This window comes from Sphingomonas sp. GW821-FHT10F09, assembly GCF_058809195.1.
Genome location: NZ_JBXASI010000008.1, coordinates 29,287 through 43,105 on the forward strand (window position 1 = coordinate 29,287; position 13,819 = coordinate 43,105).

Here is a 13,819-nt window from a genome sequence, read left to right on the forward strand (position 1 = left end):
TCACGCCGCACCCATCCACACGAAGCGGACCACGAACAGCGCCGCCAGCACGAACAGGAACCAGTCCGCCCGCCCCGCGCTGCCGCGGACCAGCTTCAGCAGCGCATGCGCGACGATCCCGAACGCCATGCCGTTGGCGATGGAAAAGGTCAGCGGGATCATCGCGACGGTCAGGAACGCGGGGATCGCGGAAAGCGGGTCCTCCCACGCCACCTCGCCCAGCGGCAGCAGCATCAGCCCGCCGACGATGATGAGCGCCGGCGCGGTCGCCGCCAGCGGCACGATCTGCGCATAGGGCGCGACGAACATCGTCGCGAGGAACAGCAGGCCGGTCACCACCGCGGTCAGCCCGGTGCGCCCGCCCGCCTGCACCCCCGCCGCACTTTCGACATAGCTGGTGACGGTGCTGGTCCCCGCGAGCGATCCGACGACGGTCGCGGTCGCATCGGTCAGGAGGATGCGGTTCAGCCCCGGGATCCGCCCCGCCGTGTCCATCAGCCCGGCCCGCTTCGTCACCGCCACCAACGTGCCGATATTGTCGAACAGGTCGACGAACAGGAACACGAACAGGATCTCGAGCAGCCCCAGCCCGTGGCTGCCGGTCAGCCCGAACACGCCCGGCAGGTCGAGCTGGAACGCGGTGCCGGCCAGCGCCGACAGGTCGTAGGGTTCGGGCTTCACCACCACCTGCCCGGTCAGCCAGCCGACGACCGTCGTCGCGACGATCCCGATCAGCATCGCACCGCGGACGTTCCACACGCTCAGCCCGCCGATCACCAGCAGCCCGAACAGCGCGAGCATCGCCCCCGGCGCCTTCAGGTCGCCCAGCGCCACGAAGGTCGCCGGATTGGCGACGATCAGCCCGGCGTTCTTCAGCCCGATGAAGCCGATGAACAGCCCGATCCCGCCCGCCACCGCGGCGAACAGGTACATCGGGATCGCCGCGACGATCATCTGCCGCACCCCCGTCAGCGTCAGCACGAGGAACGCGATGCCGGAAACGAACACGCACCCCAGCGCGACCGGCCACGGCACCCCCATCTGCTGCACGACGGTGAAGCTGAAATAGGCGTTCAGCCCCATGCCCGGCGCCAGCGCCAGCGGCGTGTTGGCGACCATCCCCATCAGGATCGATCCGAACGCCGCGGCAAAGCAGGTCGCCGCCGCGACCGCCGCGACCGGCATCCCCGCCTGTCCCAGGATCGCCGGGTTGACCAGCACGATATAGGCCATGGTCAGGAACGTCGTGACCCCGGCCAGCACCTCGGTCCGCGCGGTCGTGCCCCGCGCGCTGAGCGCGAACCGCCGGTCGAGCCGGCCGGGAGGTGCCGTGGCCGCTGCGTCAGTCATCGCTCTGTCCCCCGTCCGCCGGCGGCGACACGCCGACCAGCCCCCCGTCTTCCAGCATCTGCGCGAACCGGAACAGCGTCGCCTCGCCCCCCGGCCGCCCGATCAGCTGCAACCCCAGCGGCAATCGCCCCGGCCGGTACAAGGGCACCGCCAGCGCCGGCAGCCCGGCGAAGCTGATCGGCTGCGTATGGATGCCCAGATCGGCACGCGCCGGCACCATCGCCCCGTCGATCGCGATCCGCGGATCGGCGACCGGCGGCGCGACGCAGGGCGTGGCGGGCGCGAGCAGCACGTCGTGATCGGCGAACAGCGCCGCCGCCCGCTGGCGGAAACCGGCACGAAACGCCTGCGCCGCCGCGACCAGCCCCGCCGGCAGCAGCGCGCCCGCGATCAGCCGGTCGCGCGTCGCCGGGTCGAACGCCATCGCCGCGCGCGCCAGCGCATCGCGGTGCAGCGCGCCCCCTTCCGCCGCGGTGATGACGAACGCCGCCGATCGCGCCCGCGCGATATCGGGCAAATCGACCGTCGCCGCGCCGGGTGCGATCGCGTCGATCGCCGCGACCTGATCGGGATCGACGTTCGCGGCGAAGCGCCCGCCCAGCCGCGCGACGCGGACCGGCGCGCCATCGTCGGCAGACGCCCCGCCCAGCACGTCCCAGACCAGCCGCAGATCGGCGACGCACGTCGCGAACGGGCCGATGTCGTCGAAACTGTCGGCGAAGGGGAACACCCCCGCCATCGGCAGCGCGCCATGCGTCGGCTTCAGGCCATAGACGCCGGTCAGGCTGGCGGGCACGCGGATCGATCCGTTGGTGTCCGACCCCAGCGCCAGCGGCATCAGCCCGGCGGCGACCACCGCCGCCGACCCGCCCGACGATCCCCCCGCCAGCCGGCGCGTGTCGTGCGGGTTGCGGGTCGTGCCGTGGCGCGCGTTGATCGTCGCGAATCCATAGGCGAATTCGTCCATGTTCAGCGTCGCGACGAGCACCGCCCCCGCATCGCGCAGCCGCGCGACCGCGGTCGCATCCGCCGTCGCGGGCGGCGCGTCGGCATAGAGCGTCGATCCCGCCGTGGTCGGCAGGCCCGCGACGGCGAACAGGTCCTTCACGCCATAGATCACGCCCGCCAGCGGCCCCGGATCGCCGCCCGCCGCGACGATACCGTCGACCCGCGCCGCCTCCGCCCGCGCGCGATCGGCGAGGATGCGCGTCACGGCGACCAGCGACGCGTCCGCCGCGGGCAAGGTCGCAAGGCATGCCTCGACCAGCGCCAGCGCGGATTCCCGCCCGGCGCGCACCGATGCGGCGATGGCACCCGCGCGTCTCAACCGCCCGTCCCCCGCAGGATCGCGGCATGCCGATCGAGCAGCGCCAGATTGGCGACCACGCCGGGCAGGCACGCCGCCGGGATCGTCAGCCCGATCGCCGCCGCCGCGGCGGCGATGGCCGCTTCGGTGCGGGGGATGGGATCGGCGTCGGCGGTCATCACAGCATGATGCCCGACCGCACCCTACCGATCCAACGCAATGACTGCGACGGATCGTTGCAAAAAACAGCGCACCCCCTCATTGGTCCGCCGCCTCGAACGCGGTCAGGTCGCGTTCCAGCTGCATCTGCCGCGTCGCCTTGGCGCTGGTCGCGAGGAACGCCGCACAGGCCGGCGCGCCCGCTACGACGCAGGCCGCGACCCGCGCGCCGCCCGCCCGGTCGCGCCACAGGCTGGCCCCCGGCAGGAACGCATAGTGCAGCCCGTCGCGGACGATCTGCTTGAGGTCGCGATAGCGCAGCCCCTGCTCGGTCACGGCGCGCACATATTCGTTGGTCATGTCGCTGCGAGAGACGCCTTCGTCGTCGGTCGACAGCACCACCGGCACCCCCGCCTCGCGATACAGCGACAGCGGGTGGTCGCGGCCCTTCACGCCCAGGATCACCGCATTGCTGGTCAGGTTGATCTCCACCGCGACCCGGTCCCGCGCCATCCGCCGCAGCAGCGCCGCCGCATCCGCCTCATGGGCGATGTCGACGCCATGGCCGATCCGCCGCGCACCGGCGACCGCCACCGCGTCGCGGATGTGGAACGCCAGTTCGCGCGGCGGCACCAGCCCCAGCACCAGCTCGCCGGCATGCAGCGACAGGTTCACGCGCGGATGCCGCGCCTTCAGGAAGGCGATCATCCGCATGTGCAGCGCATAGTCGCGGATCGCGACCGGATCGTGCTCGGGCGCGGCGATGTTGACCCCGACGAAGCGCGGATCCGCCTCCGCCATCGCGAAGGCCAGCGCCAGTTGCGCGAACACCTTCGCCGGGGCGATCGTCCGCAGCGCGGTGAAGAGATAGCGCACCTCGACCGCGCAGGCCGGCTGCGCCGCGGCGGTCCCGCATTGGTCGATCGCCGCCGACGCCGCCTCGCCCGCGTCGTAATCGGCGCGCACCTGCGCCACCACGGCGGGCAGCAGCGGCGCCAGCCGCGCGGTCATCGCCGCGAAACTGTCGCCCTCCCGCTCGTCCCCGCGCCCTTCCCCCCGATCGTCCATCGCCGTGACCAGCGTCATCGCCGCGCGCGATCCGGCCCCCAGTTCGACATAGGACACCCGGTCCGCCGCCGCCTGTTCGCGCGTCGCCGCCAGTTCCTTGCCCATATTGCCCCGCGACGCGGCGGAGAAGGACGCGAAGGTCGCGAAGAACCGGTCGTAGCCCGACACCGACCGGTCGCCGACCCCCGCCTCGAACCCGCGGGTCGACAGCGCGTCGATCGCCCCCGACCAGCGCGGATAGTCCAGCTCCAGCCCCGCCGCCGGCACCCGGCCCGGCGCGTCGCACGGCGGATCGACGATCGCATAGCCGGGCGTGGTCAGGCACAATCCGCCCGCGCTGGCCCAGCGCAGATAATCCTCGGCGTAGATCGACCCGCCCATATGGTTGTGCAGGTCGCCGCCCTTCGGCATCGCCTGCAGGAACAGGCGCAGCCGCGGCGGGCTGTCGGCGATCCGCTGCAGCCGCGCCGCCGTTCGCGCCTCCGCGCGCGCCGCCGCACCCGCCGCCTTCGCCGCAGCGGGCGACGGCAGCGAGGCCAGCACCATCATGATCGCAGCAGCCGCCGCCCGCATCGTCGTCCCCCCGGTTGGAATGTGGCTGGCGGCCGCGTCGCCCCGACGTCGATACCGCTCGGGCGGCTCCCCCCAGGGCCGCCCCGCGCCCGACCTAGCGCCGCCGCCCCCGCCTGCTCAACGACCATTAAAAGCACGATGCGTTGCTGAAATTCGGCAGGGGTGGGTGAAAGCCGCCGTCCCGGGGCATGCGCTCATTTTGCGCTCCGGGCGTCGCGTTAACGGCAATGGACGCGGCAAGTCCCCGTCCGTTACCTCCCCGTCATGCCGCATTCGCCGGCCGGCGCCGGGCGCCGCCCCGACATGGCCCGACGGTCCGCTGGCGGCCACTCGGAAAGGATGGACCTGAACCGCATGAGCCTGACCTGGCGCCCTACCCTGCACAGCGGCGTGCTGATGCTCAGCGCGCTGATCGCCGCCGGATCGGTGCTGGCACGGTCGGACGATGGCGCCGCACCGCCCCCGGCGGCACAGGCGGCCGGGCCGGATGCGCCACCGGCGTTGCTCGACCAATATTGTTCGCGCTGTCACAACGACACCGACAAGGCCGCCGGCCTTTCGATCGAGGATCTGCGGCCCGGCGATCCGGCGGGGGGCGCGCATGCCGACGAATGGGAAAAGATCCTGCGCCGGGTCAGCCAGGGCGAGATGCCGCCGCTCAATCGGCCGCAACCCGATGCCGCCGCGCGCACCGCATTCGTCACCTGGCTGCGCCGTGCGCTCGACGCGCGCGCAATCGCCCATCCCGATCCCGGCCGCGCCACCATCCGCCGCCTCAACCGCGTCGAATATGCCAATGCGGTCCGTGACCTGCTGGCGCTGAACGTCGACGTCAGCCGCGACCTGCCGCAGGACAATTCCGGCTACGGCTTCGACAATATCGCCGACGTGCTCAGCGTCTCGCCGACGCTGATGGACCGCTATGTCGCGGTCGCGGGCAAGGTCGGGCGGCTGGCGACCGGGCTGGCGTCGCGCCGCGCCATCGTCACCACCTTTCCCATGCCGAAGGACGGGTCGGTGATGAACGGCGGCCGCCCCGCCTATAACGAACGCGCGGGCGACGATTTGCCGCTCGGGTCGCGCGGCGGCGGCGCGGTGCGTTATTATGCGCGCCACGACGGGGTGTACGAGATCACCGCGCATCTGAACGCCAACACCAACAACGAAACCGACGACCTGCCCGAGGATCGCGTCGGCGTGCGCGTGCCGCTGAAGGCGGGGTCGCACGCCATCGCGCTGTCGTTCCGCCGCCGCCTCGCGCCCGACGAGAGCATCCAGACGCTGCGCAACACGCTCGACGTCGTGCCGATGCCGACCGCGCCGCCGGTGATGCTGCCGCTCGACGTGTCCGTCGACGGCACGCGGGTGCGGCAGCTCCAGGTGCCCTCCTATCGCCTGTCGCCGCGCTACGCGCAGCAGAACTGGCCGCGCGACGTGCTGCAGATCGACGTCGCCGGGCCGTTCGCCCCGGCCGGCGCGGGCGACACGCCGAGCCGCCGCCGCATCTTCCTGTGCAGCCCGAAGACGAAGGGCGCGGAGACGCCGTGCGCGACCCGCATCGTCGCGGCGCTCGCCCGCCGCGCCTATCGCCGGCCGGTGACCGCGGCCGACCTCGCGCCGCTGATGCGCGTCTATGCCGCCGAACGGTCGCGCAGCGATTTCGCGCACGGGGTGGAGGCGGCGGTGGAGGCGATCCTCGTGTCGCCGCACTTCCTGTTCCTGATCGAACGCGATCCCGCCGGCGCGGCACCGGGCAGCGTCCATCCGCTCGGCGACCTCGAACTCGCGTCGCGGCTGGCGCTGTTCCTGTGGAGCAGCATCCCCGACGACACACTGCTCGCGGTCGCCGAACGGGGCCGGCTGCACGACCCGGCGGTGCTGGCGGCGCAGGTGACGCGGATGCTCGCGGATCCGCGCGCCGACGCGCTGACCACCAATTTCGCCGGCCAGTGGCTCTACCTGCGCAACCTCGACCAGCAGCGCCCCGACATCGCGGTCTTCCCGACCTACGACCTGCGGCTGCGCAGCGCGATGGCGCGCGAGACGGAGATGTTCTTCGGTCACGTCCTGCGCACCGACCGCAGCGTGCTCGACTTCATCGCCGCCGACTATACCTTCCTCAACCAGCGGCTGGCGCAGCATTACGGCATCGGCGGCGTCACCGGCACCGCCTTCCGCCGCGTCGCGCTCGCCCCCGGGTCGAACCGCGGCGGCCTGCTCGGGCAGGCGAGCATCCTCACCGTCACCTCCTACGGCAACCACACCTCGGTGGTGAAGCGCGGCAAGTGGATCCTCGACAACATGCTGGCCGCGCCGCCGCCGCCGCCGCCGCCCGACGTGCCGGCGTTGCAGGACAAGCATGACGGCCGCCTGCTGACCGCGCGCGAGCAGCTCGAACTGCACCGCAAGAGCCCGGCCTGCGCCGCCTGCCACGTGAAGATGGACCCGCTCGGCTTCGCGCTGGAGAATTTCGACGCGATCGGCGGCTATCGCCGGGTCGATGCCGGCCAGCCGATCGACGCGGGCGCGAGGATGCCCGACGGGACGCGGTTCGCCGGGCTGGCGGGGTTGCAGGGTATCCTGATGACGCATCGCGACGAATTCGCCGCGGCCTTCACCGAACGGCTGATGACCTATGCGCTCGCCCGCGGGCTCGGTGCGGCCGACATGCCCGCGGTGCGCCGGGTCGCGCGCGCGGCGGCGGCGGACGACTATCGCATCCAGACGATCGTCCGCGGCATCGCCACCAGCGCGCCGTTCACCCAGCGTCGGGTGCCGCAACCATGAGGAACCTGTCATGAAACTGCTGCGCGGACCGATCAGCCGCCGGACGCTGTTGCGCGGCGCCGGCACGACGATCGCCCTGCCGTTCCTCGAGGCGATGATGCCCGCCGCCCGCGCCGCCGACCGCGCGGCCCGGCCCAAACGGCTGCAGATATTCTATTCGCCCAACGGCATGATGATGGACGGATTCGTGCCCGCGCCCGGCACCGGGTCCGCGCTGCCCGCCGTCCTGCCGCCGACGCTCGCCCCGCTGGCGCCGTTCCGCGACCGGGTAGCGGTGGTCAGCGGCCTCGCGCATCCCAGCGCCGCGGCGATGGGCGACCGGCCGGCGGGGCACGGCCGCTCCTGCCCCGCCTTCCTCACCGGTACCCATGTCCGCCAGACCGAGGGCACCGACATCCGCTGCGCGATCTCGGTCGATCAGGTCTATGCCGCGCATCTCGGCGACGCCACCCGGCTCAGTTCGCTGGAACTCGGCATCGACCAGGCCAGCCTGCTCGGCAGCTGCGACATCGGTTACAGCTGTGCCTATACCAACGGCATCTCATGGCGCGGCCCGACCGTGCCGCTGCCGGTCACGGCCAACCCCGGCGACGTGTTCGAGCGATTGTTCGGCGACGGCGACGCGCTCGACGCCGCCAGTCGGCTGGCGCAGCTCCGGCGCCAGTCGAGCATCCTCGATTTCGTCATGGACGACACCGCCCGCCTGTCCGGCCGGCTGGGCGCGGAGGATCGCCGCAAGCTCGACGAATATCTGGAGGCGACGCGCGATATCGAACGGCGCATCCAGCGCACGATGGCGGCGGACGGCGCCGGCGGCGGCAACCCGCAGGCGACCGGCATGCAGCGCCCGGCCGGTATCCCGGATACGTTCGACGAGCATGTCCGGATGATGATCGACCTGCAGGTGCTGGCGATGCAGGCGGACATCACCCGCGTCGGCAGCTTCATGATCGGCCGCGAGCTCAGCAACCGCACCTATCCCGAGATCGGCGTCCCCGATTCGCACCACATGCTCAGCCACCATGGCAACAACCCCGACAAGATGGCGAAGCTGGCCCGGATCAACCGCCATCACATGGAATATTTCGCATATTATCTGAAGCGGATGCAGGAGACGAAGGACGGCGAGGGATCGCTGCTCGACCGGACGCTGGTGATCCGCGGCTCCGCCTTCGGCGACCCCAACGAGCATGACCATATGAACCTGCCGGTGATCGTCGCGGGCGGGCTGGTGCAGGGGAACCGCCATATGGCGGTGACGCCGCACACGCCGATGTCGAACCTGTTGCTGGCCGGGCTGCAGCTGCTCGACGTGCCGGCACGTACCTTCGGCGACAGCACCGGCGTGCTGGCGGGGCTGGCCCATGGCTGAGCGCTGGCCCCTGCCGCTGCTCGCCGCCGCGCTGGCGCTGGCCGGCGCGGCGGCGGCGCACGCCCGCGATCCCGAAGCGCTGGTCCGCGCGATCCGAGACACCGACGTCGCCGCCGCGCGCGCCGCGATCCGCGGCCGGGCCGACGCCAATGCGCGGCTGGCCTTCGGTGCGACCCCGCTCGGCATCGCGGTCGACACGCAGGACCCGGCGATGGTCGCGATGCTGCTCGAACAGGGCGCCGATCCGCAACGTGCCGACGGCGATGGCGTCACCCCGCTGGCGCTGGCGTGCGAACTGGGCGACGGCGCGGTCGTCGCGCAGCTGCTCGATGCCCGCGCCGACGTCCGCCGCGCCGGACCGGAGGGGATCACCCCGCTCGCGATCTGCGCCGCCCACGCGCCCGCCGCGGCGGTGGCGCGGATGCTCGCGGCGGGCGCGGCGGCCGATGCGGTCGACGATCGCGGCCAGACGCCGCTGATGTGGGCGGCCGCCGCCGGCCGGACCGAGGCGATGGCACTGCTGTTGACCGCGGGCGCCGCCGTCGACCGGGTGTCGAAGGCCGGGTTCACGCCGCTGTTCTTCGCGATCAAGAGCGGCGTCCCGGCGGCGACCGCGGCGTTGCTCGCCGCCGGCGCCGACCCCGCGCATCGCGGGCCCGAGGATACCGGCGCCGCGCAACTGGCGCTCTACCAGCACAATCCCGCCGCCGCCGCGCTGGTGATCGCCCGCGGCGCCGACCTGACCGCCCGTGACCGCAACGGCAACCAGCTGCTCCACGCCGCCGCCGCGGAGGGCGATCCCGCCCTGATCGCGCTGCTGCTCGCGAAGGGGGCCGATCCCAACGGCCTGACCGGCGCGTCGCGGATCACCTGGGTGACGGAGGCCAATTTCGGGGTGCCGCCGCCGCCGGTACCGCCGACGCCGCCGCTGCTGGTCGCCGCCGCGCATGGCCGGGCGGAGGCGATGACGCTGTTGCTGGCGGCGGGCGCCGATCCGCGGTTCGTCGCCGCGGACGGGACCAATGTCGTGCTGGCGGCGGCGAATGGCGGTAGCGCCGCGGCGATGGCGGTGGCGCTGGACGCGGCGCCCGCGGTCGACGTCGCCGATGCGCGCGGGCGCACCGCGCTGCACCGCCTGCTCGGCGCGGGGATGCCGCCCGACATGGCCGCGACGATGCGGTTGCTCGCCGCCCGCGGCGCGCGTACCGATATCGCCGACCGGTCGGGGCATACGGCGGCGGCGATCGCCGACACCGGCCTGACCGACGTGAAGACCCTGTTCCATCAGGTCTTTGCAGAACCGACACCGATACGGCTCGCCGCGGCGCGCCGGTGACGCCGCCATCTTCAAGCACGGGATGATCGCATGACGACGACACGATATTTCCAGATCGGCCTGCTCGGGTTCGCCGCGGCGACGCTGGCGGCCTCCGCGACGCTGGCCGCGGCCGGTCCCACGCCCGCGGCGGCGGTCGCGGCGCGGCAGGCGGGGTTCAAGAAGATGGGCGGCGCGATGAAGGCGCTCAACGACCAGCTCAAGAGCGACGCCCCGGCGAAGGAGGCGATGACCGCCGCCGCCCGCGTCCTCGCCGCGACCGCGCGTGAACAGCCGGCGCTGTTCCCCGCCGGCAGCGGCGCATCGGCCGGCGTGGCCAACGACGCGCTGACCACGATCTGGAGCGACCGCACCACCTTCGACGCGCAGATGGCGAAGCTGATCGCCGAATCGGGCAAACTCGTCGCGGCGACCAACGGCGGCGACGTCGCCGCGATCCGCGTGCAGGCGAAGGCGACCGGCGCGACCTGCGCCGCCTGCCATCGCCAGTTCCGCGCCGACAGCTGACCGCGATGGCGGCGCAATCCTCCCCCGGCGCGACCGTCCGCGCGCCCGTCTGGGACGCCGCGGTGCGGCTGTTCCACTGGTCGCTGGTGCTGCTGATGGCGTTCTCATGGTGGAGCGGCGAGCGCCACGACATGGCATGGCACCGGTTGTCGGGATATGCGATCCTCGCGCTGGTCGTGTTCCGCCTCTACTGGGGCGTCGCCGGCGGGCGCACCGCACGGTTCGCGCAGTTCGTGAAGGGGCCGCGCACCGGCATCGCTTATGCCCGCGGGCTGATCGCCGGGCGCCACGATGCGCCGCCGGGGCATAATCCGATCGGCGGGTGGAGCGTGATCGTGATGCTCGCCGCGCTGGTCGCGATGGTCGTGGCGGGGCTGTTCGCGGTCGATGTCGACGGGCTCGAATCGGGTCCGCTCGCCGATTACGTCAGCTTCGACCAAGGCCGGCTCGCCGCCGCGGCGCATGAGGTGATCTTCAACCTGTTGCTCGCGCTGGTCGCGCTGCATGTGCTGGCGATCCTGTTCCACCTGATCCGCCTGCGCCACGACCTGATCGGCCCGATGATCCACGGCCGTGGCCCGGCCGGCGCGCGCCACCCCGCCGAACCGCTCGGTGCATCGCCGTGGCGCGCGCTCGCCGGGATCGTCGCGGCGGCGCTGTTCGCCTGGTGGGCGGCACGGGGGTTTCGCTTTTAGCCTCCGCGCGCGGACCACAGGCCGACACGCTCCCCGATTCCCCGGCATGCAGAACGCCAGCCACTGTCACGCCAACGCCATCCACGCCCTGTAGGCGGCGGGGGTGACAGATGGCGCAGGCGACGCGGAGCGCGTCCGGAACAGATCCCGCTATGCGCTCGCTCATGGCACCCGGTCGATCGCCTGGTCGGCGGTCGACCTGCTGCTCGCCTGGCACCTTCATGTCGTCGTCGGCCTCTCCGGGTTCGCGACGTCCACCGTATTGTTCGTGTTCCTGCTCACCGGCAGCATCGCCAGCCTCGCGATCGGCTATGGATTGAGCGACGCGCGGGCGCCGGCGCGCGTCTATGTCCGGCTTCAGCTGTATGCGGCCGTCGCCGCGGCGCTGCTGCTCGCCTGCCAGTTCCTCGCGCACGACGTCGTCGCCGTCATCGTCGCGGGGCTGGGCTTCCGCATCGCCTTCGCCATCCAGGACGTGACGCAGAACTGCCTCGCCTCGCTGCTGCCCGACGACGATGCCGACACCGACACCTATGCCCGGCTCCATATCGTCCTCAGCTCGGGCGCGCGGCTCGTCGTCCTCGCCATGCATCTCGCGCTGGCGCGGCTGGAGGGGATGGCGGAACGCGGGGTCGTGATCGGCGTGATGGCCGTGCTGACGGTTGTCGGCGCGTTCGGCCTGCGCAACGTCGCCTTTCCCGAAACGCGCCCGTCGCCCTCGGCCTTTTCGTGGCGGGCCAAACGTCCCGGCCTCGGCCGCCTGCTCGCGGGCTTCGCGCTCGCCACCATGCTGATGCCGACGCTGACGCGGCTGCTGATCTTCCTGCCCGCGGTTCCCGGCCAGCCGGATTTCGCATCCGTCATGGTCGCCGCTTATTATATCGGATCGATGACCGGGCCGATCGTCCATGCCCGGATCGGCCGGCGCGCGCCGGGCCGCGACACCGCGCCGCTCTGCGCCGGCATCGCGGCGCTCAGCTGCGTCGTCGTGCTGCTGCCCGCGCCACCGCTGCTGCGGGAAGCGGCCGCCGCGCTGCACGGCGTCGCGCTCAGCATGCTCGTCGTCCGCCTGTGGGCCGGCGCCGCCTTCGCCGCGCGCAGCGATGCCAGCGACGGCTTCGTCTTCGGCTCGGTGACCTTCACGATGCACATCGCGGCGGCGCTCGGCGCGCTGGCGCTGGGGCCGCTGATCGAGGGCGTCGAGGCGGGAAGCCTGTCCGCGGCGGGCGCGATCCTCGCGCTGACCGCATCCGGCGCGGTGGGGGTGGCGGTGCTCGCGCCCGGGGCCGATCGCCATGCGGATGCTCACGTGCCGGACACGGTCATTCCGCGCGACCCGCGGCGCCGCGTCCATCCGGTACGTGCGCACCGGACGCGCGCGAGACCACCGTTTGCAGGCCGTCGGGGCTGAACGTCGATCGGCCCTAGGCGAACAGCAGCGCCTGCATCGGCATGAGCGCCGCACCGATCGCGCCGCCGTCGCCGGCGACCTGGCTCGCGACCACCTGCGGCAACCGGAACGGCTGATCGTTCCGCGGCGGGCTGGCCGGCAGCGCGATCCGCGCGGCGAGGCGCTCGGCCAGCCAGATCGGCAACCGCCCCGCGATCACCACCTTTTCGGGCGCCACCATATGGCCGAGCAGGAAGGCGAGCGATGCGAAGGGGCGTTCGGCCTCCGCCAGCCACGCCTCGATCCCCGGCGTGTCCGGCGTCAGCCGTTCCAGCATGTCCTCGACCGTCGCCGATGGCGTGCCGGCATCGGCGATATGGATGCGCAGCCGCTCGAGGTTGGGATAGCCCTGATCGAGCATCCACCAGATGCCGCCGAAATCGCCGGCATTGCCCAGAAAGCCGCGCATCGGCCTGCCGTTCGCGATCAGGGCCCCGCCGAACCCGTTGTTGAGGTGGCAATAGGCGAAGCTGTCGCAGGTGCGGCCGACGCCCAGGAAGCTTTCCGCGATCGCCGCCGTCGTCGCCACCCGGTCGCACAGCAGGTTGGTCCCCAGCGCGGGGGCGAGCACCGCGGTCAGGTCGGCGTCGACCCAGTCGTGCAGGACCGCGGGCGGGTTGAAGCGGAGCGGACCGTCGACGAAGAAGCCGGTGAAGCCCACCCCGGTGCCGATGATCCGCGCCGGATCGATCCCCGCGGCCGCGATCACCTCCGCCCGCAACGCGGTCAGGCGCGTGCGGAACGCGGCGCGGCTGCGGTCCGCCATGGATATGCGTCGCGTCGCCCGGACCCGTCCGGCAAAATCGACCAGCGCCAGCGACAGCGCGTCGCCGTCCATCCCGACGCCCAGCCCGAACGCCCAGTCGGCGACCAGCGCCAGTTCGACGCTGGGATTGCCGCGGCCGCTCGGCGTGCGCGCGGTGGTGCGCATCATGCCATCCGCGACGAAGCCGTTCACGAGGCGCGCGACGCTCGGCTGCGACAGGCCGAGCGCGCGCGGCAGGTCCGCCTGCACCGCGCTTCCCCGCTTGAACACGAGATCGAGGATCGCCCGCCCCCCGGCACCGATCGGCTTCACCCAGGCGGGCGGGTCGAGCGCGCCCAGCGGCGGCGAATTTTTATCAGACGTCATATTTCTGCAAACGGACCAAAATAGATGGCGAATTGTATTCGGGCATTTGCATAGCGTTTTGCAGACGAAGCCGTCGCGTGTCGA

Annotated in this window: 11 protein-coding genes; 6 read left to right on the top strand and 5 right to left on the bottom strand. The window is 72.3% G+C overall.

Features of this window, described 5'->3' with window-relative positions; genetic code table 11:
* The 4 genes from AC1RTO_RS18085 to AC1RTO_RS18100 form a co-directional block, all read right to left on the bottom strand.
* Positions 1 to 1,350 (bottom strand): NCS2 family permease, encoded by a 1,350-nt coding sequence (locus AC1RTO_RS18085; protein ID WP_493162203.1) that lies wholly within the window; start codon positions 1,348 to 1,350, stop codon positions 1 to 3.
* Entirely contained in the window at positions 1,343 to 2,677 is a 1,335-nt protein-coding gene (locus AC1RTO_RS18090) for an AtzE family amidohydrolase (protein WP_493162204.1), read from the bottom strand. The genes AC1RTO_RS18085 and AC1RTO_RS18090 overlap by 8 nt, the downstream gene beginning before the upstream one ends.
* Positions 2,674 to 2,835: an AtzG-like protein gene (locus AC1RTO_RS18095; protein WP_493162205.1), complete on the bottom strand. Its 162-nt coding sequence runs from the start codon at positions 2,833 to 2,835 to the stop codon at positions 2,674 to 2,676. Before AC1RTO_RS18095 ends, AC1RTO_RS18090 begins: the two co-directional genes overlap by 4 nt.
* A gap of 79 nt (positions 2,836 to 2,914) precedes the next feature.
* On the bottom strand, positions 2,915 to 4,456 hold the full coding sequence (locus tag AC1RTO_RS18100; RefSeq protein WP_493162206.1) for an adenosine deaminase family protein: 1,542 nt from the start codon (positions 4,454 to 4,456) through the stop codon (positions 2,915 to 2,917).
* Positions 4,457 to 4,810: 354 nt separating this feature from the next.
* On the opposite strand from AC1RTO_RS18100, the gene AC1RTO_RS18105 reads away from it, so the two are divergent.
* The 6 genes from AC1RTO_RS18105 (at position 4,811) to AC1RTO_RS18130 (ending at position 12,564) form a co-directional block, all read left to right on the top strand.
* Complete coding sequence (locus AC1RTO_RS18105) at positions 4,811 to 7,243, top strand: DUF1592 domain-containing protein (RefSeq protein ID WP_493162207.1); 2,433 nt, start codon at positions 4,811 to 4,813, stop codon at positions 7,241 to 7,243.
* Positions 7,244 to 7,253: 10 nt separating this feature from the next.
* Entirely contained in the window at positions 7,254 to 8,615 is a 1,362-nt protein-coding gene (locus AC1RTO_RS18110) for a DUF1552 domain-containing protein (RefSeq protein WP_493162208.1), read from the top strand.
* On the top strand, positions 8,608 to 9,951 hold the full coding sequence (locus AC1RTO_RS18115) for an ankyrin repeat domain-containing protein (RefSeq protein ID WP_493162209.1): 1,344 nt from the start codon (positions 8,608 to 8,610) through the stop codon (positions 9,949 to 9,951). The genes AC1RTO_RS18110 and AC1RTO_RS18115 overlap by 8 nt, the downstream gene beginning before the upstream one ends.
* A 30-nt stretch (positions 9,952 to 9,981) precedes the next feature.
* Positions 9,982 to 10,458: a cytochrome c gene (locus AC1RTO_RS18120; protein ID WP_493162210.1), complete on the top strand. Its 477-nt coding sequence runs from the start codon at positions 9,982 to 9,984 to the stop codon at positions 10,456 to 10,458.
* A gap of 5 nt (positions 10,459 to 10,463) precedes the next feature.
* Complete coding sequence (locus AC1RTO_RS18125) at positions 10,464 to 11,153, top strand: cytochrome b/b6 domain-containing protein (protein ID WP_493162211.1); 690 nt, start codon at positions 10,464 to 10,466, stop codon at positions 11,151 to 11,153.
* Between the two features lie 103 nt (positions 11,154 to 11,256).
* A complete protein-coding gene (locus tag AC1RTO_RS18130; protein WP_493162212.1) occupies positions 11,257 to 12,564 on the top strand; it encodes a hypothetical protein in 1,308 nt (435 codons plus the stop codon).
* A 13-nt stretch (positions 12,565 to 12,577) separates the two neighbouring features.
* Here the strand turns inward: AC1RTO_RS18130 and AC1RTO_RS18135 are convergent, their stop codons facing one another.
* The gene (locus tag AC1RTO_RS18135; RefSeq protein ID WP_493162213.1) at positions 12,578 to 13,735 is read right to left on the bottom strand and encodes an ROK family transcriptional regulator; all 1,158 of its coding nucleotides are present in this window, start codon (positions 13,733 to 13,735) and stop codon (positions 12,578 to 12,580) included.
* Positions 13,736 to 13,819: the final 84 nt, after the last annotated feature.

Bases quoted from the DNA above. Each gene is read 5' to 3' on its own strand.
- AC1RTO_RS18085 (WP_493162203.1), bottom strand. From the start codon at position 1,350: ATGACTGACGCAGCGGCCACGGCACCTCCCGGCCGGCTCGACCGGCGG.
- AC1RTO_RS18095 (WP_493162205.1), bottom strand. From the start codon at position 2,835: ATGACCGCCGACGCCGATCCCATCCCCCGCACCGAAGCGGCCATCGCC.
- AC1RTO_RS18100 (WP_493162206.1), bottom strand. From the start codon at position 4,456: ATGCGGGCGGCGGCTGCTGCGATCATGATGGTGCTGGCCTCGCTGCCG.
- AC1RTO_RS18105 (WP_493162207.1), top strand. From the start codon at position 4,811: ATGAGCCTGACCTGGCGCCCTACCCTGCACAGCGGCGTGCTGATGCTC.
- AC1RTO_RS18110 (WP_493162208.1), top strand. From the start codon at position 7,254: ATGAAACTGCTGCGCGGACCGATCAGCCGCCGGACGCTGTTGCGCGGC.
- AC1RTO_RS18115 (WP_493162209.1), top strand. From the start codon at position 8,608: ATGGCTGAGCGCTGGCCCCTGCCGCTGCTCGCCGCCGCGCTGGCGCTG.
- AC1RTO_RS18120 (WP_493162210.1), top strand. From the start codon at position 9,982: ATGACGACGACACGATATTTCCAGATCGGCCTGCTCGGGTTCGCCGCG.
- AC1RTO_RS18125 (WP_493162211.1), top strand. From the start codon at position 10,464: ATGGCGGCGCAATCCTCCCCCGGCGCGACCGTCCGCGCGCCCGTCTGG.
- AC1RTO_RS18135 (WP_493162213.1), bottom strand. From the start codon at position 13,735: ATGACGTCTGATAAAAATTCGCCGCCGCTGGGCGCGCTCGACCCGCCC.